Annotated in this window: 18 protein-coding genes; 3 read left to right on the plus strand and 15 right to left on the minus strand. The window is 71.6% G+C overall.

The genetic code is table 11. From position 1 onward, the window contains the following. Window positions 1–32: 32 nt before the first annotated feature. A complete protein-coding gene (locus tag ACIRSS_RS36615; RefSeq protein WP_400903404.1) occupies window positions 33–1463 on the minus strand; it encodes a DUF6801 domain-containing protein in 1431 nt (476 codons plus the stop codon). An 88-nt stretch (window positions 1464–1551) separates the two neighbouring features. Then, window positions 1552–2172, minus strand: a complete 621-nt coding sequence (locus ACIRSS_RS36620) for a DUF6801 domain-containing protein (RefSeq protein ID WP_400903405.1) — start codon at window positions 2170–2172, stop codon at window positions 1552–1554. Between the two features lie 363 nt (window positions 2173–2535). Between ACIRSS_RS36620 and ACIRSS_RS36625 the strand changes: the two genes are divergently transcribed. Next, on the plus strand, window positions 2536–3480 hold the full coding sequence (locus ACIRSS_RS36625; protein WP_400903406.1) for an RCC1 domain-containing protein: 945 nt from the start codon (window positions 2536–2538) through the stop codon (window positions 3478–3480). Window positions 3481–3532: 52 nt separating this feature from the next. Here the strand turns inward: ACIRSS_RS36625 and ACIRSS_RS36630 are convergent, their stop codons facing one another. The 12 genes from ACIRSS_RS36630 to ACIRSS_RS36685 form a co-directional block, all read right to left on the minus strand. Further along, window positions 3533–4201 carry a hypothetical protein gene (locus ACIRSS_RS36630; RefSeq protein ID WP_400903407.1) on the minus strand — a complete coding sequence of 223 codons (669 nt, stop codon included), beginning with the start codon at window positions 4199–4201 and terminating at the stop codon, window positions 3533–3535. A 42-nt stretch (window positions 4202–4243) separates the two neighbouring features. Further along, window positions 4244–4810, minus strand: coding sequence for a hypothetical protein (locus ACIRSS_RS36635; RefSeq protein ID WP_400903408.1), 567 nt, complete (start codon window positions 4808–4810; stop codon window positions 4244–4246). Continuing rightward, window positions 4807–5322, minus strand: coding sequence for a hypothetical protein (locus ACIRSS_RS36640; RefSeq protein ID WP_400903409.1), 516 nt, complete (start codon window positions 5320–5322; stop codon window positions 4807–4809). Before ACIRSS_RS36640 ends, ACIRSS_RS36635 begins: the two co-directional genes overlap by 4 nt. Then, window positions 5307–6515 carry an MCE family protein gene (locus ACIRSS_RS36645; RefSeq protein ID WP_400903411.1) on the minus strand — a complete coding sequence of 403 codons (1209 nt, stop codon included), beginning with the start codon at window positions 6513–6515 and terminating at the stop codon, window positions 5307–5309. The genes ACIRSS_RS36640 and ACIRSS_RS36645 overlap by 16 nt, the downstream gene beginning before the upstream one ends. Next, window positions 6515–7528, minus strand: coding sequence for an MCE family protein (locus ACIRSS_RS36650; RefSeq protein ID WP_400903413.1), 1014 nt, complete (start codon window positions 7526–7528; stop codon window positions 6515–6517). Before ACIRSS_RS36650 ends, ACIRSS_RS36645 begins: the two co-directional genes overlap by 1 nt. A gap of 104 nt (window positions 7529–7632) precedes the next feature. Continuing rightward, window positions 7633–8640: an MCE family protein gene (locus tag ACIRSS_RS36655; protein ID WP_400903414.1), complete on the minus strand. Its 1008-nt coding sequence runs from the start codon at window positions 8638–8640 to the stop codon at window positions 7633–7635. After that, window positions 8637–9629: an MCE family protein gene (locus ACIRSS_RS36660; protein WP_400903416.1), complete on the minus strand. Its 993-nt coding sequence runs from the start codon at window positions 9627–9629 to the stop codon at window positions 8637–8639. The genes ACIRSS_RS36655 and ACIRSS_RS36660 overlap by 4 nt, the downstream gene beginning before the upstream one ends. Next, a complete protein-coding gene (locus tag ACIRSS_RS36665; RefSeq protein WP_400903418.1) occupies window positions 9626–10633 on the minus strand; it encodes an MCE family protein in 1008 nt (335 codons plus the stop codon). Before ACIRSS_RS36665 ends, ACIRSS_RS36660 begins: the two co-directional genes overlap by 4 nt. Next, entirely contained in the window at window positions 10630–11907 is a 1278-nt protein-coding gene (locus tag ACIRSS_RS36670; RefSeq protein ID WP_400903420.1) for an MCE family protein, read from the minus strand. The genes ACIRSS_RS36665 and ACIRSS_RS36670 overlap by 4 nt, the downstream gene beginning before the upstream one ends. Continuing rightward, window positions 11904–12755, minus strand: a complete 852-nt coding sequence (locus tag ACIRSS_RS36675) for an MlaE family ABC transporter permease (RefSeq protein ID WP_400903422.1) — start codon at window positions 12753–12755, stop codon at window positions 11904–11906. Before ACIRSS_RS36675 ends, ACIRSS_RS36670 begins: the two co-directional genes overlap by 4 nt. A 2-nt stretch (window positions 12756–12757) precedes the next feature. Continuing rightward, a complete protein-coding gene (locus ACIRSS_RS36680; protein WP_400903423.1) occupies window positions 12758–13552 on the minus strand; it encodes an MlaE family ABC transporter permease in 795 nt (264 codons plus the stop codon). A 362-nt stretch (window positions 13553–13914) separates the two neighbouring features. Further along, window positions 13915–14907: an LLM class flavin-dependent oxidoreductase gene (locus ACIRSS_RS36685; protein ID WP_400903425.1), complete on the minus strand. Its 993-nt coding sequence runs from the start codon at window positions 14905–14907 to the stop codon at window positions 13915–13917. A 189-nt stretch (window positions 14908–15096) separates the two neighbouring features. On the opposite strand from ACIRSS_RS36685, the gene ACIRSS_RS36690 reads away from it, so the two are divergent. Both ACIRSS_RS36690 and ACIRSS_RS36695 read left to right on the plus strand, forming a co-directional pair. Continuing rightward, window positions 15097–15309 carry a hypothetical protein gene (locus ACIRSS_RS36690; protein ID WP_400903427.1) on the plus strand — a complete coding sequence of 71 codons (213 nt, stop codon included), beginning with the start codon at window positions 15097–15099 and terminating at the stop codon, window positions 15307–15309. Window positions 15310–15407: 98 nt separating this feature from the next. Continuing rightward, entirely contained in the window at window positions 15408–19169 is a 3762-nt protein-coding gene (locus ACIRSS_RS36695; protein WP_400903429.1) for a hypothetical protein, read from the plus strand. Window positions 19170–19358: 189 nt separating this feature from the next. On the opposite strand, the gene ACIRSS_RS36700 is transcribed toward ACIRSS_RS36695, so the two are convergent. Next, window positions 19359–21473: a HelD family protein gene (locus ACIRSS_RS36700; protein ID WP_400903430.1), complete on the minus strand. Its 2115-nt coding sequence runs from the start codon at window positions 21471–21473 to the stop codon at window positions 19359–19361. Window positions 21474–21500 lie beyond the last annotated feature (27 nt).

Raw genomic sequence — 21500 nt, forward strand, 5'->3', positions numbered from 1 at the left:
CTCCCCTTCGAAGTGTGTCCACAGTGGAGCGATCACCGGCTCGCGCGGAACGCCTCCGCGGGGATCGGCGCGACCGGCGGGCAGTTGCGGTGGTCGGCCTCCATGCACAGCTGGATGATCGTCAGCCGCGCCGAGGCCTGGTTGCCCGGGCCCGAGTTCTGGCCCGTGAACAACGAGCTCAGCTTCTCCGCCGCGCCGCAGTTCTTGAACGGGGGCAACGTGAAGCCGCGGTACTTCGGGTCCGCGTTCGCCGGGTCGGTGCCGATCAGGCCGCCGGTGAACGGGTCGTACTCGCCGATCATGTCGATCGGCATCGGCGTCGCCGAGACGCAGTCCGGGCCCGCGTCGAGCGGGACGCCGTTCACCTTGACGTCGCTCAGCCGCGACACCACGTCGAGGTGGTTGCGCAGGATCCCGTCGAACAGCGTGCCGAACGAGTGGATCATCGTCCCGCTGCGGTGGTCGACCGGCAGGAACTCGACCGTGGCGCTGATCGGCAGGAACCCGTAGCCGAGGTAGGACACCGTCACCGGCGCGAACGCCACCTCGCCGGTGATCTCGCTCCGGAGCGGGAACCCGTCGGGTGTGGTGATCCGGAACCAGACGCCGTTGACCAGCGCGGCCGGCTTGCTGTGGATCGTGGCGCCGGTCTTGGTGATCGTGGCCGTGTTGTCGATCTGGTTCGGCTGCAGGGGCAGGACCAGCGTGACGTTCTCGTCGGCCGGTGGCTCTTCGTCCAGCAGTCGGTGCTTCTGCGGGCCGCCGGGCTGAGGCGCCGGCGTGGCTTTCTTGCCGGGCAGCGGTTTGCCGGACGGCGCGGCGGCGGCCGCCAGCACCGCGACCGAGCCGAAGGAGAGGTCCTGGCCGGTCTCGGCGGTGCACGGCACCTGCTCGGCGGGCCGGTCCGCCGGCGCGCCCGTCGGGCCCAGCGCGAGTTTCGGGGCGGTCAACCGGATCTTCAGCAGGCCGGCGGCGGACGGGGAGAACGCCGGGAGCTTCCCCTTGGCCGTCAAGAGCAGGTCGCCGTCGGCCGGGAGCGGCGTCGCGGGGATGGTCAGCGGGACGGCGAGGGTGTCCTTGACCTTCCCCTGCTCCAGCAGCAGCTGGAAGGTCAAGCCGCCTTCGAGGGTGGGGCCCGTGCCCAGCAGCTGCTGGGCGGCGGCGCGCGGCAGCGCGAACGACACGGCCACGCCGTCGATCGTCGCGGGCTTTCCCACGGTCATCGAGGCGGGCAGCGTGGCTTCGGTCTTCACGTCGAGCTTCAGCGGCCCCACCGGATCGGCGAAGGCGCAGGACGCCGCGACCGTCTTCGCGACCTCGCGCCCGCCCTTGCCGGCGTCCGCGGCGGCGGTGCCGGGGGCGGCCGAACCCGTCCCGGTGAACGCGCCGGTGGTGACCGACACCGCGCACACCAGCGCGAGCGCGCCGCGGGTCGCCGTCCGCCGGGTCAGCCGTCGGGCCATGCCGTGCTCCTGTCCGTGCCGCGGGGAAACGAGCCGTAGGGATGGCCGGGGCCCCGGCCATCCCTACGGTGGTGCTAGTTCAGCGCTGTCACGTGATGACGAAGTTCGGCGAGAACGCGAGGTTCTGCGCCGGGCTCGTCGTCTTCGGCGTGCAGGTCATGTTCCAGTTCGCCCAGGTGTTGTTGGACGCCTTGTGGAACTGCAGGGCCGCGGTGATCGGCGTGCCGAGCGACAGGGTGTCGCTGCCCGCGGTCGCCGGGGCGGTGTAGGTCGGGATCGACGAGGTCGCCACTTGGCTGATGACCACCGTGATCGGGCCGCCGGCCGGGTAGATCGTCTCCGGGATGTTCAGGCCGCTCGCCGGGCCGGAAACCGTGCCGCGGGCGGCGGTCACCGGGACCGTCGCCGTGCCGCGGAGGCCGTCGTAGCCGACGGCGGTCAGCAGCGAGTGCACCGCGGCGGAGATCGTCGCGGTGCCGCCCACGTTGGTCGGCGTGACGGTGGTACCGGCGGGGACGGAGTCCGGCCCGGTCAGCGACGCGGTGATGCCCACGTCCTGCTGCGGGATGCCCGGGAACGTGCACCGGTAGGTGGCGGCCGCGTTGTAGGCCGTGTCGGCCGACGCCACGCCGGTGAAGACCATGCCGAGCGCACTCACGGCCGCCGCCGTGGTGACTGCTTTGAGGGACAGGTTCCTGAGTCGGGTCATGACTGTCAATCTCCTTCGATCATCCAGTTGACGTCTCGGGCGGGCGTTGCCCACGCGCCCCGCGGACCGAAGCGGTACCGCGAATTCCCCCGGGTGTTTTCCCTGGTGCAGCCCGAACCCTCGCGAGGTGGCTGTGATAAATGAGGTTACTCGCCAGTCGGTTGCGCAACAAGGATGTCACGTGGTCGGTTTTCACCGGCCATTGCCCGGATGAGTTCTTGTCAACACCGGAGCAGTGCGGTGATGACCTTGGTGCGATTTTGACAAATACTCGACCGCGTTCCGATCGGTGGTTGTCCGCGTTACTATCGATACCACGCGCGCACCGTGACCGCGGGAATCGATTCAGCGAAAGAGGATGCCGTGGCCCCCCGTTTCCGCACCGCCCACCGCCGGGCTTCCGTGCTGCTCGCCGCCACCCTGGCCGCCGTGCCGGTGGTGTCGGCCGCGTCCGCTTCCGCGCAGGCGCCGGGCACCGGCGGCGTCGTCGAATGGGGCTTCTCGAACTACATCATGGGCCCGCCGCCGGAGGCCGCCGAGGGGCTCAGCGCCGTCTCCATGGGCGGGATGGACGCCATGGGCCTGAAGGGCGGCCAGGTCCTGGTGTGGGGCGACAACAACTTCGGGCAGACCGAAGTCCCCGAGGCGGCGATGTCGGGGGTGAGCGCGATCGCCGCGGGCTGGGGCCACGAGCTCGCGCTCAAGAACGGCAGCGTCCTGGCCTGGGGGAACGACTGGTACGGCCAGGCCGACGTGCCCGCCGACGCGAAGTCCGGCGTCACCGCCATCTCGACCAGCGCCATGCACAACCTCGCCCTCAAGGGCGGGCGCGTGCTCAGCTGGGGCCTGCGGTCGGACGTCCCCGCCGCCGCGACCTCCGGCGTCACCGCCGTGTCCGCCGGTGGCGACCACAGCCTGGCGCTCAAGAACGGCGGGGTGCTCGCCTGGGGCGCCGACGACCACGGCCAGACCGACGTCCCGGCCGACGCCAAGTCGGGCGTCACCGCGATTTCCGCCGGTCACCAGCACAGTCTCGCGCTCAAGGACGGCCGGGTCATCGCCTGGGGCCGCAACGACAACCACCAGGTCGACGTCCCCGAAGCGGCGCAGTCGGACGTCGTCGCGATCGAGGCCGGGTGGACCTTCAACTTCGCGCTCAAGAGCAACGGGGACTACGTCGCCTGGGGGTCCAACGACGTGACCGAAGGCGACCCGGTGAGCTGGGGGCTCTGCGGTCCGTTCGTCTCCCTCTCCGCCGGCGACCGGTTCACCGTCGCGATCAAAGAGGATCCCTCCGCACCCTGCTGACCAGCGCGGAAGAGGGGCTTCCCGGCCGGGAAGCCCCTCTTCGCGTACCGGGTCAGCCCGCGTTCTTGGAGGCCAGGTCCAGGGAAATCGTGTTGCCCGGGCCGGACACCAGCGCGCCCAGGGCCAGGTCGGCGATGAAGCAGTTCTTGAAGTCCGGGATGGTGTACGTGCCGGTCACCGTGATCTTCGGGCCGAAGATGTCGACGTCCTTGGCGCTCAGGTCCAGGTCGAGCGGCTTGCTCGCCTTGCAGCTGCCCGGCACCGTCGGCAGCGGGATCACCGGGACCAGCACGCCGGCCCAGATGTCGTAGATCTCCATGTTCGCCTGGGCGTGCGTGGTCAGCGTGCCGTCGGCGATGGTGCCCGTGGCCGGGCCGGTCGGGGTGATCTTGACCTTCGCCTTGATCTTGAAGATGCCCGAGACCAGCGAGATGTTGGCCTGCGACGGCGGCAGCGTCAGGTCGGCGCGCAGGCCGACCGAGCCGGTCTGGTCGTCGATGATCAGGGCGCCGTCGAGGTTGCCCGGGCCCAGGCTCATCGCGCTGCCGGTCTTCTTGATGACGGTGCTGCCGGTGACCGTGTAGCCGACCGGGATCTCGACCACGTCGGCCGAGGCGGGAACGGCGGTGACAACGCTCATCGCGATGCCGGCGGCCGCCGTGACCGCGGCCGCGCGCGCCCATTTCCGGCCGTTCTTCCGAGTGCGCGACAAAGTAGGCATGCCGACTCTCCTTCACATTGTGAAACAGCGGGGAAAACGGGGTCAGCGAGGGGTGAGCCCGGTGATTTTCCAGGTGTTTCCCTCGCGTTCCGCGACCACCGAAAGCTGGGCCGCGGCGGAACTGCTGGAATTGTTGTCGGCGCGGGTCGCCGATTGGTCGAGGAACACGAGCAGCCGGGCGTGGCCGTCGCGGATCTCCTGCACCGCGGAAGACGTCACCCGCGTCGTCAGCACCAGTTTCTGGGCCGGTGCTTTTTCCTTCACCTGCGCGAACAGCCGGTCGTAGGTGGAAAGGGCGTCCCCGCGCAGGACGTCCTTCGCGGCCTGCTCGGTGACGTCGGTCCGGTCGTAGGAGTAGGAGAAGATCCGGTTGAGCGCGAGCGTCACCGCCGAGGTGACCTCCGCGGTGGCCCCGACGTCGGTCAGGGCGTGGTTGGCCGCGGCCGGGGCGTCCGCCGCCGACCGCGCCGCCAGGGTGAACGCCACCCCGGCGCCGGCCAGCAGCACCGAGACGGCGACCAGCAGCGGCAGCAGCCACCTGCGCCGCCGCGGCTCCTCCGCGACGACCTCTTCGACGGCCACCTCTTCGTCGGTGATGGAGGTGCTCATCTCGCCCCCACCGGCAGCTCGTCGAGCGCGCTGAGCTTCCAGCCGCCCTCGGTCCGGGTCAGCCCCGCGGCGAACCGGTTGCGCTTGGTCGCCGGCGCGACGCCTTCCTTCTGCGCGGTGATCTCCACCGACGCGATCAGCTTCGCGGTGCCGGCGTGCTCGTCCAGTTCGCCGATCGCCGCGTCCAGCACCTTGCCGGTGGACACCGTCGCGTCCTGCGTGAGCGTCTTCTTCGTGGCGTCGTCGGTGTGGGCGAGCCGGTCGTGCAGCGGGCCGGTCGACGCGTCGAGCCACTGCGCGAGGCCCTGGTCGAGCTGGTGGTAGTCGAGGGTGCACAGCCGCGCGACCAGCTCGCGCCCGGCGCTCAGCGCTTCGTCGCGCGCGGTGCCGTTGGTGAGCTCTTCGCTGTGCGCCGTGCGGTACCAGGTGAACCCCGACCAGCCCGCGAAGGCGGCGGTGACGACGACGGCGAGCGCCGCCGCCCGCAACGGCCACTTCACTTTCCCAGCCACAGCATCTCCTCGAGGGTCGGGGACACGGCCAGGCCATCGGACGACGCCGTGAGCGGGGCGCCCGAGCCGGGCACCGCGGCGGGCGGCACCGGCAGGTGCCGCGCGTTCTGCGAGCCGCGCACCGACGTCGCGTCGCCCGGCGCGAGCGTGCAGGACGCGCCCGTGTCGAACGGCAGCGGGGAGGTGTCCGTGCTGGGCCGGAACTTCGTGCCCTCGTAACCGGCCCGGCAGGGGAGCGGGTCGTAGAAGGTCAGCGCCATGCCGAGGTTGGCGTCGCCGCCGTCGAACGCCGTCGACGTCGCCGCGACCACCTTCGGTGTCGCGACCAGCAGCTGCTCCAGCTGGCCGGTGCGGGCCTGGAACACCTGCGCCGTGGTCAGCAGGTTGGCGAGCAGGATCGGCAGGCCGGGGTCGTTCTCCCGCAGCAGGTTCCCCAGCTCGGACGCGGCGGGCGGCGCGGTCGCGATCAGCCGCCGCAGGTCACCGTCCGAAGAGGACAGCTGAGCGGCGAACAGCTTGGCGTTGCCGGCGAACGAGCGCCATTCGGCCGACGAGTCCAGCTGCGTGCGCAGCACGGTCGAGCCGTCGTCGATCAGCTTGGTGGTCTGCGGCAGGTTGACCGACGCGTCCTTGGTGAACGACGTCGCGGTGTCGAGCAGGACCTGCAGGTCGGGGCCGGTGCCGCGCAGGGCGTCGTCCAGCTCGTCGACGACCGTGCGCAGGTCGCCGGTCGGCACCGACGCGGTCAGCGAGTCGAGGTCGCCGAGCAGGTGCTGCACCGGCATCGGCAGCGTCGTCTTCTCCCGCGGGATGACCGAGCCGCCGGCCAGGTACGGGCCGTCGGACGTCCGCGGCTGCAGGTCGACGTACTGCTCGCCGACCGCGGACCGGTTGGCCACCACGGCCTGGGCGTTCGACGGGATCGGCGGGGCCGAGCCGTCGATGACCAGGTCGGCCTCCATCCCGGACGGCGTCAGCCGCAGCTCCCCGATCCGCCCGACGGCGACGCCGCGGTAGGTCACCTCGCCGTTCGTGAAGATGCCACCGCCTTCGGCCAGCTCGAGCTTCACGGTGTAGCCGCTGCCGCCGAAGAGCCGGTCGATCCCGGCGTAGTTCGCGCCGACGAAGGCGACCGTGACGAGTGAGATCACCACGAACGCGACGACCTGGATCCGGACGCGGGTGGTCAGCATCACTGGCCTCCCGAGGGCAGCGGCAGGACCGGCAGGCCGGGCGGGGTGCCCTCGCCCGGCGGCGGGAGCGGCACCCCGGGCGCCGGGATGACCGACAGGTAGACGTTGAGGTAGTCGCCCTTGATCGCCGGGATGACCGCGTCGGTGTACGGGAAGGACGGCAGGATCTCCAGGGCCTTCGGCAGCGACGCGCCGGCGTCGGCGAGGCGGTGCAGGATCGGGGCGAGTGCCCGCAGGTCGGCGACGAGGTCGTCCTTGCTCTTGTGGATCACGTCGGTGGCGACGCCGGAGAGGTCGTCGAGCGACTGCAGCATCGCCACGAGCTGGGTGCGCTGGTCGGTCAGCGTGCGCAGGCCCGGCGTCAGGTCGGTCAGCGCGCCCGACACCTGCTTGTCGCGGCCGGCGAGCGTCGTGGCCAGCTGGTTGACGCCTTCGAGGGCCGCGGTGATGTCCTGGCGGTGCGCGTCGAGGTCGGTGGCGAGGGTGTTGACGCCGGAGAGGAACGAGCGGATCTGCGTCTCGTTGCCGGTCATCACCTTGGACAGCTCGCGGTTGATGGTCTGCAGCTGCCCGATGCCGCCGCCGTTGAGCAGCAGCGAAAGCGCGCCGAAGACCTCTTCGAACTCGGGGTTGCGGTTGGTGCGCGCCACCGGGATCACGGCGTTGTCGGCCAGCCGCGCGCTCGCCTTCGTCTCCCCTTCCGGAGCGGCGAGTTCGACGAACTTCTCGCCGAGCAGGCTGGACTGCCGCAGCCGCGCGACGGCGTCGGCGGGCAGCACGACGTCGCCGTTGACCTCGACGACGGCCTCCGCGGTCCAGCCGTCCGCGCCGAGCCGGATGGTCTCGACCCGCCCGACCGGGACGTCGCCGACCTTCACCGCGGCCTGCGGCACCAGGTCGAGGACGTCGGCGAACTGGACGGTGACGTGGTACGGGTGGTCGCCGACGTCGGCGCCGCCGGGCAGCGGGAGGTCGTAGACGCCCTTGAACTCGCCCGAGCAGGCCGTCAGCACCAGGCAGCAGCCGGCAGCCAGGGCCGTGACGCGTCGCCACCGATTTCGGGGGTTCCGGGTGGCGGAGCCCCCGGCCCGGGGCGAAGCCCCGGATGTCACAGTTCTCATCGCCCGCCCGCCTCGTTCGTGTAGACGGACCCGGTCACCGGCAGCGGCAGGTAGTCGAGCAGGTCGGTGCGGCTCTGCAGGGCCCCGGTCGCCGGGTCGATCGTCCGGAGCAGGTTGTCGGCGGCCAGCGGCGCGGTCTCCAGGGTCTCGGCCAGCGACGCGCGCTGGTCGACGAGCGTCTGCGTGGTCACCGCCAGCTTGTCCACATTGGACTTGATGAGCGCGCGGTTGTCCTTGAGGAACCCCTGGATGTCGGCGAGCGCGCCGCCGAGCGAGCGCAGCGCCGACGCCAGTTCTTCGCGGTTGGCCGACAACGTGCCGGACACCGACGAGAGCTGCTGGTTGACCTTCGTCACCTGCGCGTCGTTGTCGGCCAGCATGGACGTGAACCGCTGCAGCTCCCGGACGGTGGTGAACAGGTCGCCGGAGTTGCCGGCCAGCGTCCGGGCCAGCTCGGAGAGCTGCTTGACGGAGTCGTGGAACGCGGTTCCGTTGCCGCGCAGGTTGTTCGCGCCGGTGGTGAGCAGGTCCGACAGCGCACCGTTCTTGTTGGCGCCGTCCGGGCCGAGTGCCTTGGTGAGCGTGTCGAGGCTGGCGTAGAGCTCGTCCAGCTCGACCGGGGTCGCGCTGCGGTCGACGCCGATGGTCGCGCCGTTCACCAGCCGCGGGCCACCGCGCGCGGGCTTGGAGAACTGGACGTACCGGTCGGCGACGACGCTGGGGGCGATGACGACGACGTCGGTGTCGGCGGCGATCGGCGCGGAGCCGTCGTAGGTCAGCGTCACCTCGACCTGCTCGCCGCGCGGGGTCACCGACTCGACCTGGCCGATCCGGACGCCGAGCAGCCGGACGTCGGAGCCGCTGTACACGCCGACCGCGCGCGAGAACAGCACGGTCGCGCGGTCGAGGCCGGTGCCGGAGAAGATCCACCACAGCCCGGCCACGACGACGAGCGCCGTCACGACCGCCGCGGCGAGGAACCGGTAGGTGCGGGTGGCGTTCACTTCGGGGCTCCGAACTGCTTCGGCGGCGTGCACGGGTCGCGGTTCTCCGGCAGCAGGCCGCAGAGGTAGGCGTCGATCCAGCGGCCGTTGCCGAGCGCGTTGTTCGCGAGCCGGAAGTACGGGCCGGCGGCGGCCAGGCTCCGCTCCAGGTTGCCGTTCTGGCGGGACAGCAGGTCGGTGACCGTGTTCAGCTGGCTCAAGGCGGGCTTGAGCGCCGCGGTGTTGTCGGCGACCAGGCCGGAGAGCTGGGTGGCCAGGGCCTGCGCGCCGGTCAGCAGGTCGTGGATGGCCTGGCGGCGCCGGTCCAGTTCGCCCAGCAGGAGGTTGCCGTCGGAGAGCAGCTGCTCGAAGTCCTCGTTGGAGTTCGCCAGCGTCGTGGTGATCTTCTTGGCGTTGGCCAGCAGGTCGGCGAGCTGGTCGTCGCGCGAGGACACGGTCTTCGACAGCGCGGACAGGCCGTCGAGCGCGGTGCGCACGTGCGCCGGGGCGTTGCGGAAGGTGTCGCTGATCGCGGTGAAGCTGTCGGCGAGCTGCGTCGTGTCGATCGAGCCCGCGGTGTTCGCGAGGCCGTTGAACGCCTCGGTGACGTCGTAGGGCGTGACCGTCCGGGTGCGCGGGATCGCCTGGTCCGGGTCCTGCACGGCGTCGCCGGTGGGCTTGAGGGCGAGGAACTTGCGGCCCAGCAGCGTCTTGATCCGGATCTCCGCCGACGTCCGGTCGCCGACCCACGCGTTCTTGACGCGGAAGGTGACGAGCACGTGGTCGTCGGCCAGCTCGACGTCGCGCACCTCGCCGACCTTGATGCCGGCGACGCGGACCTCGTCGTCGGCCTGCAGCCCAGCCGCTTCGGAGAACTCGGCGCGGTAGGTGGTGCCGCCGCCGACGACCGGCAGGTTGTCGTAGTTGAACGTCACGGTCAGCAGCGCGGCGAGCACGACGCTCCCGGCGACGCCGAGGGTGAGCGGGTTGCGTTCCTTGAAGGACTTCACGAGCCGCACCTCTCCGCCGTGACCGGCGTCCCGCGCGGGGGCGTGGTCCGCAGGGTGGCGCTGCAGAGGTAGAAGTTCATCCACGAGCCGTAGGAGGCGATCCGGCCCAGCCCGTTCAGCTTCTCCGGCAGCGTGCTCAGCGTCTGTTCGAGACCGGGCAGCGTCTTCTCGTCGGCGAGGTTCTGCGTGACGCGGTCGAGCCCGGTGATGCTGTCCTTCAACGGCGTCCGCGCGTCGCCGAGCAGGCCCGCGGTGGCCGTGGAGAGGTCGCCGAGGCCGCCGATCGCGTCGCCGATCGCGGTGCGGTCCGCGGCCAGGCCGGAGACGAGCTCCCGCAGCGTCGAGATCAGCGTCGTCAGGGCGGTTCCCTTGCTGTTCACCGTGCCGAGCACGTGGTTGAGGTTGGTGATGACGTCGCCGATGAGCTGGTCGCGGCTCGCCAGCGTCGAGGTCAGCGAGCCGGTGTGGGCGAGCAGTTCCTCGACCGTGCCGCCTTCGCCTTGCAGCACCTGGACGATCTCGCCGGAGAGCTGGTTGACGTCGGTGGGCGAGAGCGCCTGGAACAGCGGCTTGAAGCCGTTGAAGAGGTCGGTCAGGTCCAGCGCCGGTGTCGTGCGGTCCAGCGGGATCTCGCCGCCCACCGGCAGTGTGCCCTTGCCGCCCGCGCCGCGTTCGAGCGCGATGTAGCGCTGCCCGACCATGTTGCGGTACTTGATGACCGCGCCGACGTCGGCGGGCAGCTGCCGGCCTTCGTCGAGGGAGAACTTGACGTGCGCCAGGTTGTGGTCGGCGATCTCGAGCTCCTCGACCTGGCCGACCCGGACGCCGGAGATCCGGACGTCGTCGCCGACGTTCAGCGACGTCGCGTCGGTGAACGTGGCGCCGTAGAGGTCGGTCCGGCCGACGCCGGTGTTGGCGATGGACACGGCCAGCAGCACGGTCGCGGCCGTGGTGACCAGGATGAAGATCAGGCTCTTGACCAGCGGGGCGGCGAACTTCCTCACTTGAGCGTCACCTCCGTGCCGCGGTAGAGCGCGCCGACCAGCACGCTGCTCCAGTCCGCGACCTGTCCGGTCGGCACGCCCAGCTGCGGCGCCAGGATCGTGGCGAGCAGTTCGCGTTCCTGCGGGGAGTTCGCGACGCCGAGGTCGTCGCGCGTGCCGGTCACCAGCGGGTGCTGCGGCGCGCCGGGCGCGACCGCGGCGGTGCCGGTCGTCGGGGCGACGCCGCTGGGGTAGCAGCGCGGCCCGCCGCCGTCGGCCGGGTACATCGGGTCGTCCTTTCCGGGCACGTACTTGCCGCGTGCCTGGGTGACGGTGACCTGCGCGTGCATGCCGGGCTGGTTCGTGCCCTTGCCCAGGGCCTCGTCGACCGGCTCGCGCAGCGCGTCCATCGCCTTGATGGTGCAGGGGAAGCTGGGGGAGTAGCGCGCCGCGACCTCCAGCGCCGAACGGCTGTCGGCGGAGAGCCCGATGATGGTGTTCTTGTTGCGGTTCAAGAACTCCCGGACCTCACCGGCCGAACCGGACACCTCCTGGTAGACCGTCGCGAGGTCGGGTGCCTTGTCCCGCACGGTGTTCAGCGTGACGGCGGAGTCGGTGAGCGCGTCCAGGAGGTCGGGGGCGATGTCGCCGTACAGCCGCGAAACCGAAGCGAGGTCCTGGACGTCCTTGGTGAACGCCGGCAGCTGCGGGTTGAAGTCCGTCAGGTAGTTCGCGGCGGTGGAAAGCGTGTCGCCGATCTGCTCGCCGCGGCCCTGCAACGCTGTCGACACCGCGGTCAGCGTCGTCGCGAGCTTCTGCGGCTGGACGGCTTTCAGCAGCGGCAAGAGGTTGTCGAAGACGCGTTCCAGCTCGATCGCGTTGGCCGAGCGGTCCTGCTCGATCACGGAACCGGCGACCAGGTGCGGGGCCCGGACACCGTCCGGAATGGACAGCTGGACGTACCGCTCGCCGAAGAGCGTCTTCGGCACCAGCAGCGCGGAGACGTTGCCGGGCAGCATGTCCACCTTGTCCGGCTCCAGGGCAAGCGCTATCTCGGCGCCCTGCGGCGTCGCCCGGACGCCGCGGATCTCGCCGACGAGCACGCCGCGGGCCTTGACCTGGCCACCGGCCTGGAGCTGGTTGCCGATCCGGCTCGCCTTGAGCGTCACCGGGACTGTGCTGACGAAGTCCTTGTCGTACACCTTGATCGAGAGCGTCACGAGCACGCCCAGCACCACCAGGAACAGCACGCCCGCGGTGCGGATCCCGGCCTTGCGGCGGGTTTCCCTTCTCATCCGGCCACCTGCACGGTGGTCGTCGCACCCCAGATCGCCAGGGACAGGAAGAAGTCGAGCACGCTGATCGCCACGATCGCGGTGCGCACCGCGCGGCCGACCGCGACGCCGACGCCCGCCGGGCCGCCGCTCGCGCGGAAGCCGTAGTAGCAGTGGGCCAGCACCACGACGACGCTGAACACCAGGACCTTCCCGAACGACCACAGGACGTCGCCGGGCGGCAGGAACAGCAGGAAGTAGTGGTCGTAGGTGCCCGCGGACTGGCCGAAGAACCACACGGTGATCTGCCGCGACGCGAGGTAGCTCGACAGCAGCCCGATCGCGTACAGGGGGATGACGGCGAGGAAGCCGGCGATCACCCGGGTCGTCACCAGGTAGGGGACGCTGGGGATGCCCATGACCTCGAGCGCGTCGATCTCCTCGGAGATCCGCATCGCGCCGAGCTGGGCGGTGAAGCCGCAGCCGACGGTGGCGCTCAGCGCGAGCCCGCTCACCAGCGGCGCGATCTCGCGGGTGTTGAAGTAGGCGGAGACGAACCCGGCGAACGCCGACGTCCCGACCTGGTTGAGCGCGGAGTAGCCCTGCAGGCCGACGACCGTGCCGGTGGCGACGGTCATCCCGATCATCACGCCGATCGTGCCGCCGATGACGGCGAGCGCGCCGCTGCCGAAGCTGACTTCGGCCAGCAGGCGGACGATCTCGCGCAGGTAGCGGCGGAGAGCGCGCGGGATCCAGGCGATCGCGCGGAGGAAGAAGAGGATCTGGTCGCCGAGGGTGTCGAGGAAGCCGAAGCGGCGGTCGACGGCTTCGCGCACGCGCGTCGTTCTCGGGAGGTCCGTGGTCGTCACGATCAGCTCCCCTTGGGCGGCACGAGTTGCAGGTAGACGGTGGTGAGCACCAGGTTCAGCACGAACAGCAGCAGGAACGTGATGACCACGGACTGGTTGACGGCGTCGCCGACGCCCTTCGGCCCGCCCTTGGGGTTCAGCCCGCGGTAGGCGGCCACGACCCCGGCGACGAACCCGAAGATGACCGCCTTGATCTCGCTGATCCACAGGTCGGGCAGCTGGGCCAGCGCGGAGAAGCTCGCCAGGTACGCACCCGGTGTCCCGTGCTGCATGATCACGTTGAAGAAGTAGCCGCCGAGCACGCCGACGACGCTGACCATGCCGTTGAGGAAGACGGCGACCCCCATCGCGGCGAGCACCCGCGGCACGATCAGCCGCTGGACGGGCGAGACGCCGAGGACCTCCATGGCGTCGATCTCTTCGCGGATGGTGCGAGACCCGAGATCGGCGCACATCGCGCTGCCGCCCGCGCCGGCGATGAGCAGCGCGGTGACGATCGGGCTGGCCTGCTGGATGATGGCGAGGACGCTGGCGGCACCGGTGAAGGACTGCGCGCCGATCTGCGTGGTCAGCGATCCGATGTGCAGCGCGATGACCGCGCCGAACGGGATGGAGACCAGGGCGGTCGGCAGGATCGAGACGCTCGCGATGAACCAGAACTGCTGGATCAGCTCACGCAGCTGGAACGGGCGCCGGAACGTCAGCCGGACGACGTCCAGGCCGAGCCCGTAGAGCCGCCCGGTCTGCCGCAGCGCGGCGGCCCCGGGGAACGACGCCGTCGTCGTCCGTTCGGCCATTCGTGTGCCTCCCCAGCGGTTTCGGCGGCACGCCGAATACACCCGAGATGAGCAAGGGGAAATGGTCCGAACGGGGTAACAATGGTCGGCCATTCACGGTCTCGGGGGACACCGTGCCGTTTCCTACTGGTCGGTACGCTAACGACGGCCCTGCTGGGAGACAAGAACTTGAGCGGGATCACGCGGTCACGGGCTGGTAACCGCGCATTTCTTGTCCGGCACTGACAAACGGACCGGATCTTGTTGTCAAAGAAGGAAAAGAAAATACCGACCCGGCTGTCGGAATCGGGGGAAGGGTACCTTTGTAACACCGGACGCGCCGAAGGGCACCTCCAGCGCGCGGAGGTGCCCTTCGGCGTCCTTCAGGACTTGAGGCCGGCCAGCAGCTCGTAGGACCGCACCCGGTCGGCGTGCCCGTGCACCATGGTCGTGACCATCAGCTCGTTCGCGCCCGTGTCGGCGAGCAGCTGCTCCAGTCCCTTGTGGACCGTCTCCGGCGAGCCGATGATGCTCGAGCCGAAGCGGTCGGCCAGGAACGCGCGGTCGATCTCCGTGTACGGGTACTCGGCCGCCTCCTCCGGCGTCGGCAGCGCGATCGGGCGGCCCCGGCGCAGGCTCAGGAACGTCAGCCCGGACGGCCCGGCCAGGAACTGCGCGCGCTCGTCCGTCTCGGCCGCGACGACCGACACCCCGAGCATCACGTACGGCTCTTCGAGCACGCCCGGCCGGAAGTTCTCGCGGTACAGCTGCACCGCCGGGATCGTGTTCTCGGCCGCGAAGTGGTGGGCGAACGAGAACGGCAGCCCCAGCCGCCCGGCGAGCTGCGCGCTGAAGCCGCTCGAGCCGAGCAGCCAGACCGGCGGCTGGTTGCCCTCGGCGACCACCGCGTTGACGCCGCGGGCCTCCGAATGGGTGAAGTAGCCGATCAGCTCCTGCAGGTGCTCCGGGAAGTTGTCCGCGGACAGCCCGCCGGGGCCGCGCAACGCCAGCGCCGTCCGCTGGTCGGTGCCCGGCGCGCGGCCGATACCGAGGTCGATGCGGCCCGGGTGGAACGCCTCCAGGGTGCCGAACTGCTCGGCGACGACCAGCGGCGCGTGGTTGGGCAGCATGATCCCGCCCGAGCCGACGCGGATCCGCTCGGTCGCGTCGGCGACGTGCCCGATCAGCACGGCCGTCGCCGAGCTGGCGATGCCGGGCATGTTGTGGTGCTCGGCGAGCCAGTAGCGGGTGAAGCCCAGCCGTTCCGCGTGCCGGGCGAGGTCCAGGGTGTTGCGCAGCGTCTCGCCGACGGTGTTCCCCTCGGAAACGGGGGACAGGTCGAGCACGGACAGCGGCACATCAGGCAGTGAGCTCACAACCGGGTCCAACGCCCCGGTGCCGCGATTGCTTCCCGGCTCCTGCGCTGTGACGGCTGTGACGGCCTTCACGAACCGGGGAAGATGACGTGTGGCCGAGCTTCCCCTTGCCGACCGTGCGGGCAACCTCCTGCCGGCCGTGCGCCAGGTCGTCGAAAGGATCTCACGCGGCCGGCCGCGGCGGTCCCGGTGCCCGCCTCCCTGGTCGTGACCGTCCACGCCGGCGTCGTCCTGATGATGTTCGACCGGCGGCGGCAGCACCCCGGCCCGCGCGCCGGGAGCTGCTCGCCGTCCACCGCACCGATCTCGGCGCCGCGCCCCGGCTCAGCCCGGGCGAAGAAGGGCTCGGCTTCCGCTGGTGGCCGCCCGGCGGGCGCGCGGGTCCTCGCCGGAGCCGGCTGAACGGGGTTTCGCCGAACGGGCCCGGTCCGGCGCGGGAGCCGATACCGTGGGACGGAAACCGGAACAGGGAGGACGGGGTGCCGCGTCCGGAGCGACCCTTGGATCCCGGGGACGACCCGCTGACCGGATTCGCCGCCGATCTGCGGCGGTTGCGGGAAAGCGCCGGGAATCCGACGTACCGCGAGCTCGGCCGGCGCGCGCACTATTCGGCCGGGACGCTTTCGGAGGCCGCCGGCGGGCGGAAGCTCCCCAGCCTCGCCGTGACCCTCGCCTACGTCCGGGCCTGCGGCGGGGTGCCCGGTGAATGGGAAGAGCGCTGGCACGCCGTCGCCGACGGCACGCGGCCGGACGAGGCCGCCGCGCCCGAGCCGGAAACCGGGGAAAAGCCGCCGTACGTCGGGCTGGCCGCATTCACCCCCGCCGACGCGAGCCGGTTCTTCGGCCGCGAACGGCTGGTCGAAAAGCTCGTCGCCCGGCTTTCGGGACAGCGTTTTCTCGCCGTTCTCGGCGCCTCCGGTTCCGGGAAGTCGTCGCTGCTGCGGGCGGGTCTGCTGCCCTCGGTGAAGGACCCGGTCATCCTGCTGACCCCGGGCGCCCGGCCGCTGCAGGAGTGCGCCGTGAAGTTCGCCGCCGCGCTGGGCCTCGCGCCCGGCGCGCTGCTCGACGACTTCGCCGCGCACCCGCGCAACCTCGGCCTCGCCGCCCGCCAGCTCGCCGAAGTGGACGACACCGACGTCGTCCTGGTCGTGGACCAGTTCGAAGAGGTCTTCACGCTGTGCCAGGACGAGCGGGAACGCGCGCGGTTCCTCGACGCGCTCGTCACCGCGACCACCGAGCCCGGCAGCCGGACCCGGGTCGTCCTCGGTATCCGCACCGACTTCTACACCCACTGCGCGCGGCACGCGGACCTCGCCGAAGCCATGCAGGACGCGCAGGTCCTCGTCGGCCCGATGACCACCGAGGAGCTCCGGCAGGCGATCTCGCGGCCCGCCGTCGACGCCGGGTACCGCGTCGAAACGGCGCTCGTCTCGCAGCTCGTCGCGGACGCGACCGGCCGCCCGGGCGTGCTGCCGCTGCTCTCGCACGCCCTCCTCGAAACGTGGCGACGCCGGCGCGGCACCACGCTCACCCTGGCCGGGTACGAGTCCACCGGCGGCATCGAGCGGGCCATCGCGCAGACGTCGGAAAGCACTTTCGCGCGGTTCTCGCCGCGCCAGCAGCGGCTGGCCCGGCAGGTCTTCCTCCGGATGACCGCGCTCGGCGAAGGCACCGAAGACACCAAGCGCCGGATCGGCCGCGGCGAGCTCGACACCGACGACGAGGACACCGCCGTCGTGCTCGACGGCCTCGCCGCCGCGCGCCTGGTCACCCTCGACGACACCGGCATCGAGATCACGCACGAGGCCCTCATCCGCGGCTGGCCGCGGCTGCGCGAATGGCTCACCGAAGACCGCGAAGGCCTGCGCGTGCACCGCCAGCTCACCGAGGCGACCGACGCCTGGGAAGCCGTCGGCGAGGACTCCGGCTGGCTCCACCGCGGCACCCGGCTGGCCGTCGCGCGGGAGTGGGCCGCGCGCCAGGACACCGCGCTTTCCCAGCGGGAACGGCGGTTCCTCGACGCCAGTCTCGCGGCCGAGCACGCCGAAAAGGAGCGCGACCGCCGGCGCACCCGGCGGTTGCGGCAGCTCGTCGCGCTGCTCGCCGTGCTGCTGGTGGTCGCGGTCGCGGCCACCGCGTTCGCCGTGCACGCGCAGAGCACGGCGACCGACCAGCGCAACAGCGCGCTCGCGCAGAAGGTCGCCGGGCAGGCGCTGGCCATGCGCGCCACCAACCCCGCGCTGGCCGCGCAGCTCGCGCTCGCCGCGTACCGCCTCGACCCGAGCGCCGAAGCGCGCAGCAGCGTGCTCGGGGTGTTCGCGACGCCGTATTCGACCCGCGTGACCGGGCACACCGGCCGGGTCAACACCGTCGCGCTGCGCCCGGACGGCCGCGTCCTCGCGACCGCGAGCTGGGACGGCACCGCGCGCCTGTGGGACGTCCACGACCCGCACCACCCGGTGCCGCTGGGCGTGCTGACCGGCCACACCGGCAACGTCAACAACGTCGCCTTCAGCGCCGACGGCCGGACGGTCGCCACTGCCGGGTTCGACGGCACCGCCCGGGTCTGGGACGTCGGCGACCCGGCCCGGCCGGGTCCGGGGATGATCGTCGAGCAGCACGAAGGCAAGTCCTACGCGGTCGCCTTCAGCCCGGTCGCGCCGCTGCTGGTGACCGGCGACGTCACCGGCGCGCTCCGGCTGTACGACACCACCGACCCCCGCCACCCGCGGCCGGCGGGGGAGCTGACCGGGCACACGTCCTACGTCAACAACCTCGCGTTCAGCCCGGACGGGCGGCTGCTCGCCTCGGCGTCGGCCGACAAGACCGCCCGCCTCTGGGACGTGGCCGGGCGGCGCCCGCTCGGCGTCGCGGCCGGGCACACCGACGTCGTGCACTCCGTCGCCTTCAGCCGCGACGGGCACACCCTCGCCACGGCGAGCGCCGACCAGACCGCGCGCCTGTGGGACGTCACCGATCCCGCCGCGCCGGCGCAGCTGGCGTCGCTCAGCGCGCACAAGGCGATCGTCCGGTCGGTCGCGTTCGGGCCCGACGGGCACACCCTGGCCACGACCGGCTTCGACCGGACCGCGCGGCTGTGGGACGTCGCCGATCCGCGGCAGCCGCGCGAGCTGCAGTCCCTGCCCGGGCACATCGGCGCCGTCGGGTCGGTGGTGTTCAGCCGCGACGGGCGCACGCTCGCCACGGCCAGCGACGACCAGTCCGCCCGGCTCTGGGACCTGCCCGGCCCGGCCCTGCCCGCCCACACGGCGCGGGCCTGCCACGAAGCGTTCGGCCGCGGGGTGCTCGCGACCGGCGGCTACGACCAGGTGGTGCGGCTGCACGACCTCGCCGACCCGGGCGCGCCCCGGACGGTCGCCACGATCGGCGGCTTCGGCGACGCGGTCTGCGGCGTCGCGATCAGCCCGGACGGCCGCACGCTGGCCACCGGCAGCTGGGACCACACGATGACGCTGCGGGACATCACCGACCCGGCCCACCCCGGGCCGCCGACGGTGTTCTCCCGGCCGCGCGACGAGATCGACGCGGTCGCGTTCAGCCCGGACGGCAAGGTCCTCGCGACGGCGGGCGACGGCCACACCGTCCGGCTCTGGGACCTCGCCGACCGCCTGCACCCCGTGGAGATCGCGAAGCTGCAGGGGCACGACGACGACGTCCACACGCTCGCCTTCAGCCCCGACGGCCGGACGCTGGCCAGCGGCAGCTGGGACCACACCGCGCGGCTCTGGGACGTCTCGTCGCCCCGGGCGCCGCGGTCCCTCGCCAAGCTCGAAGGGCACACCGACACGATCTTCTCGGTCGCGTTCAGCCCGGACGGCCGCACGCTGGCGACCGCGGGCGCCGACCGCGTCGTGCGCCTGTGGTCGGTCGCGGACCCCGCCGCCGCGCGGGTGTCAGCCGTCCTCGCCGGGCACACCGACATCGTCATGGGCGTTTCGTTCAGCGGCGACGGCCGGGTGCTGGCGTCCGGCAGCTACGACCGCACGATCCGGCTGTGGGACGTCGCCCGCGCCGAGCCGTACGCGACCCTGCCCGAGGAAGCGGACCGGGTCTACGCCGTCCGGTTCGCGCCGGACGGCCACACGCTGGCGGGCGCGGTCGCGGACGGGAAGGTACGGTTCTCGGAGACCGATCCTGACCGGGCGGCCGACCGGATCTGCGCCGTCGCGGCGCCCCGGATCACCGAAGCGGAGTGGTCGGCGAGCCTGCCGGGCATCGACTACGCCCCGCCGTGTTCATAACGAGTTGTTCGGCGTTGTTGTTCGGTGCCGGCGCGCGGACACCGAACAACTTTTGTCCACTAGACATGCCCTCGGACGGCGTCCGTCCGCGAGACGTTTCTTCACCGGGGGTCTGAAGGGCTCCTTCAAGGGCACGGGAGCCCCCGCATCCCGCCCCTCGAAGGAGCCCTTCAGCGTGTCCGGGGTCGGTCAGGCGGCCGGGATCCAGTCGGGGTTCGAGGCCAGCACGATCAGCTGCTGCGTCGCCCGGGTCAGCGCCACGTACAGCACCCGCCGGCCGGTCGTCGACTCGACGATCAAGTCGTTCGGCTCCACGAGCACCACCGCGTCGTACTCCAGGCCCTTCGAGTCCAGGCTGCCGACGACCTTGAGCCGCTCGTCCGCGTGCCCCGAGACCCAGCCCGCGACCTCCGGTACCCGGTCCATCGCCGTGATGACGCCGACCGTGCCCTCGACCGCGCCGAGCAGCTCCTTCACCGCCGCCTGCGTCGCGGCCGCCAGGCCGGCCGCCTCGACCGGGCGGACCTCCGGCTCGACGCCCGTCTTGCGCACCGCCACCGGCAGCTCGCCCGCCTCCGCGTGGCCCGCGACCACCTTCGCCGCGAGGTCGAAGATCTCCGCCGAGTTCCGGTAGTTCGTCCGCAGCGTGAACCGCCGCCGGGCCGTCTTCACGCCGAACGCCTGGTCGCGCGCCTGGGCCGCCTCCGCCGGGTCCGGCCACGAGCTCTGCACGGGGTCGCCGACCACCGTCCAGCTCGCGTACTTGCCGCGCCGCCCGACCATCCGCCACTGCATCGGCGAAAGGTCCTGCGACTCGTCGACGACGACATGCGAGTACTCGTCGTAGTGCTCCGGCCGCGTCGGCGCCCCGCCGGAGCGCTCCGGCTCGACCTCGATCATCTGGCGCCGCTTCCGCTTCGGCGGCGGCCCGATCAGCACGCGCAGCTCGTCGAGCAGCGCGACGTCCGCGATCGACCAGCCCCGCGAGCGGTCCGCCAGGTCCGCCGCCAGCAGCGAGATCTCTTGCCGGTTCAGGACGCCCTTCGCCACCGACGCCAGCCGCTTCTCCTCGCCGAGCCACTTGAGGATCTGCGCCGGGTACAGCACCGGCCACCACACGACCAGGAACCGGTGGAAGTCGATCCGCTCGCCGAGGTCGGTGATCAGCTCGGCGCGGTCGAGCTGCTTGCCGTCAGCCTTCGCGTACTCCTCGGCCTTCGCCGCCAGCGCGTCGAGCAGCAGCTCCGCCGCCCGGATCCGCGACCGGTTCGGCGGCGCCCCCTGCGTGTGGGCCTTGCGGCGCACCTTCTCCAGCTCGCGCGCGTTCAGCTTCAGGACCTCGCCGCGGTAGACGATCCGCATCTCCTCCGGCGCCTCCGGCGGGGTGTCCCGCAGGGCCCGCAGCAGGATCTTGCGCATCCGCAGCGACCCCTTGATGGCGGCCAGCGGCGCCGCGTCCTGCCGGGTCGCCTCCAGGCCGTCGAGGACCTCGCCGAGCGCGCGCAGCTCGACGTTCGTCTCCCCCATCGAGGGGAGGACGCGCGAGATGTAGCTGGTGAACACGCCCGACGGCCCGATGACCAGGACGCCGGCCCCGCCGAGCTGACGGCGGTAGCGGTAGAGCAGGTAGGCCGCGCGGTGCAGGGCGACGGCGGTCTTGCCGGTGCCCGGCCCGCCGGTGATCTCGGTGACCCCGCGCCACGGCGCCCGGATGACCTCGTCCTGCTCCTTCTGGATGGTCGCGACGATGTCGCGCATCTTCTCGCCGCGCGAGCGCCCCAGCGCGGCCATCAGCGCGCCTTCGCCGACGATCTGCATGTCCTCGGGGACGGCGTCGGCGATCAGGACGTCGTCGTCGACGTCGAGGACGTTCTGGCCCGAGCAGCGGATCACGCGCCGCCGCACGACGTCCATCGGCTCTTCGGCGGTGGCCTGGTAGAACGCGGCCGCGGCCGGCGCGCGCCAGTCCGTGACGAGGTTGTCGAACTCGGCGTCGCGGATGCCGAGCCGGCCGACGTAGGTGCGTTCCCCTTCGCGGTCGTCGAGGCGGCCGAAGACGAGCCCCTCGTACTCGGCGTCGAGCGACTGGAGCGTCTGGTTCGCGTGGTAGACCATCATGTCGCGCTCGAACAGCATCGACGCCTGCTCGAAGATCGCCTCGCGCTGCGCGCCCTGGCCGATCTCGTAGCCCTTGGTGCGCATCGCCTCGGCTTGGGTGCGCAGTTCGTCCAGACGGGTGTACACGCGATCGACGTGGGCTTGTTCGATGGCGATCTCGGCCCGTCTGACCCGAGGTTCCGACACGCATGGCTCCTTGACAGCTCTGGATCG

Source organism: Amycolatopsis sp. NPDC101161, assembly GCF_044768185.1.
Classification (GTDB): Bacteria; Actinomycetota; Actinomycetes; order Mycobacteriales; family Pseudonocardiaceae; genus Amycolatopsis.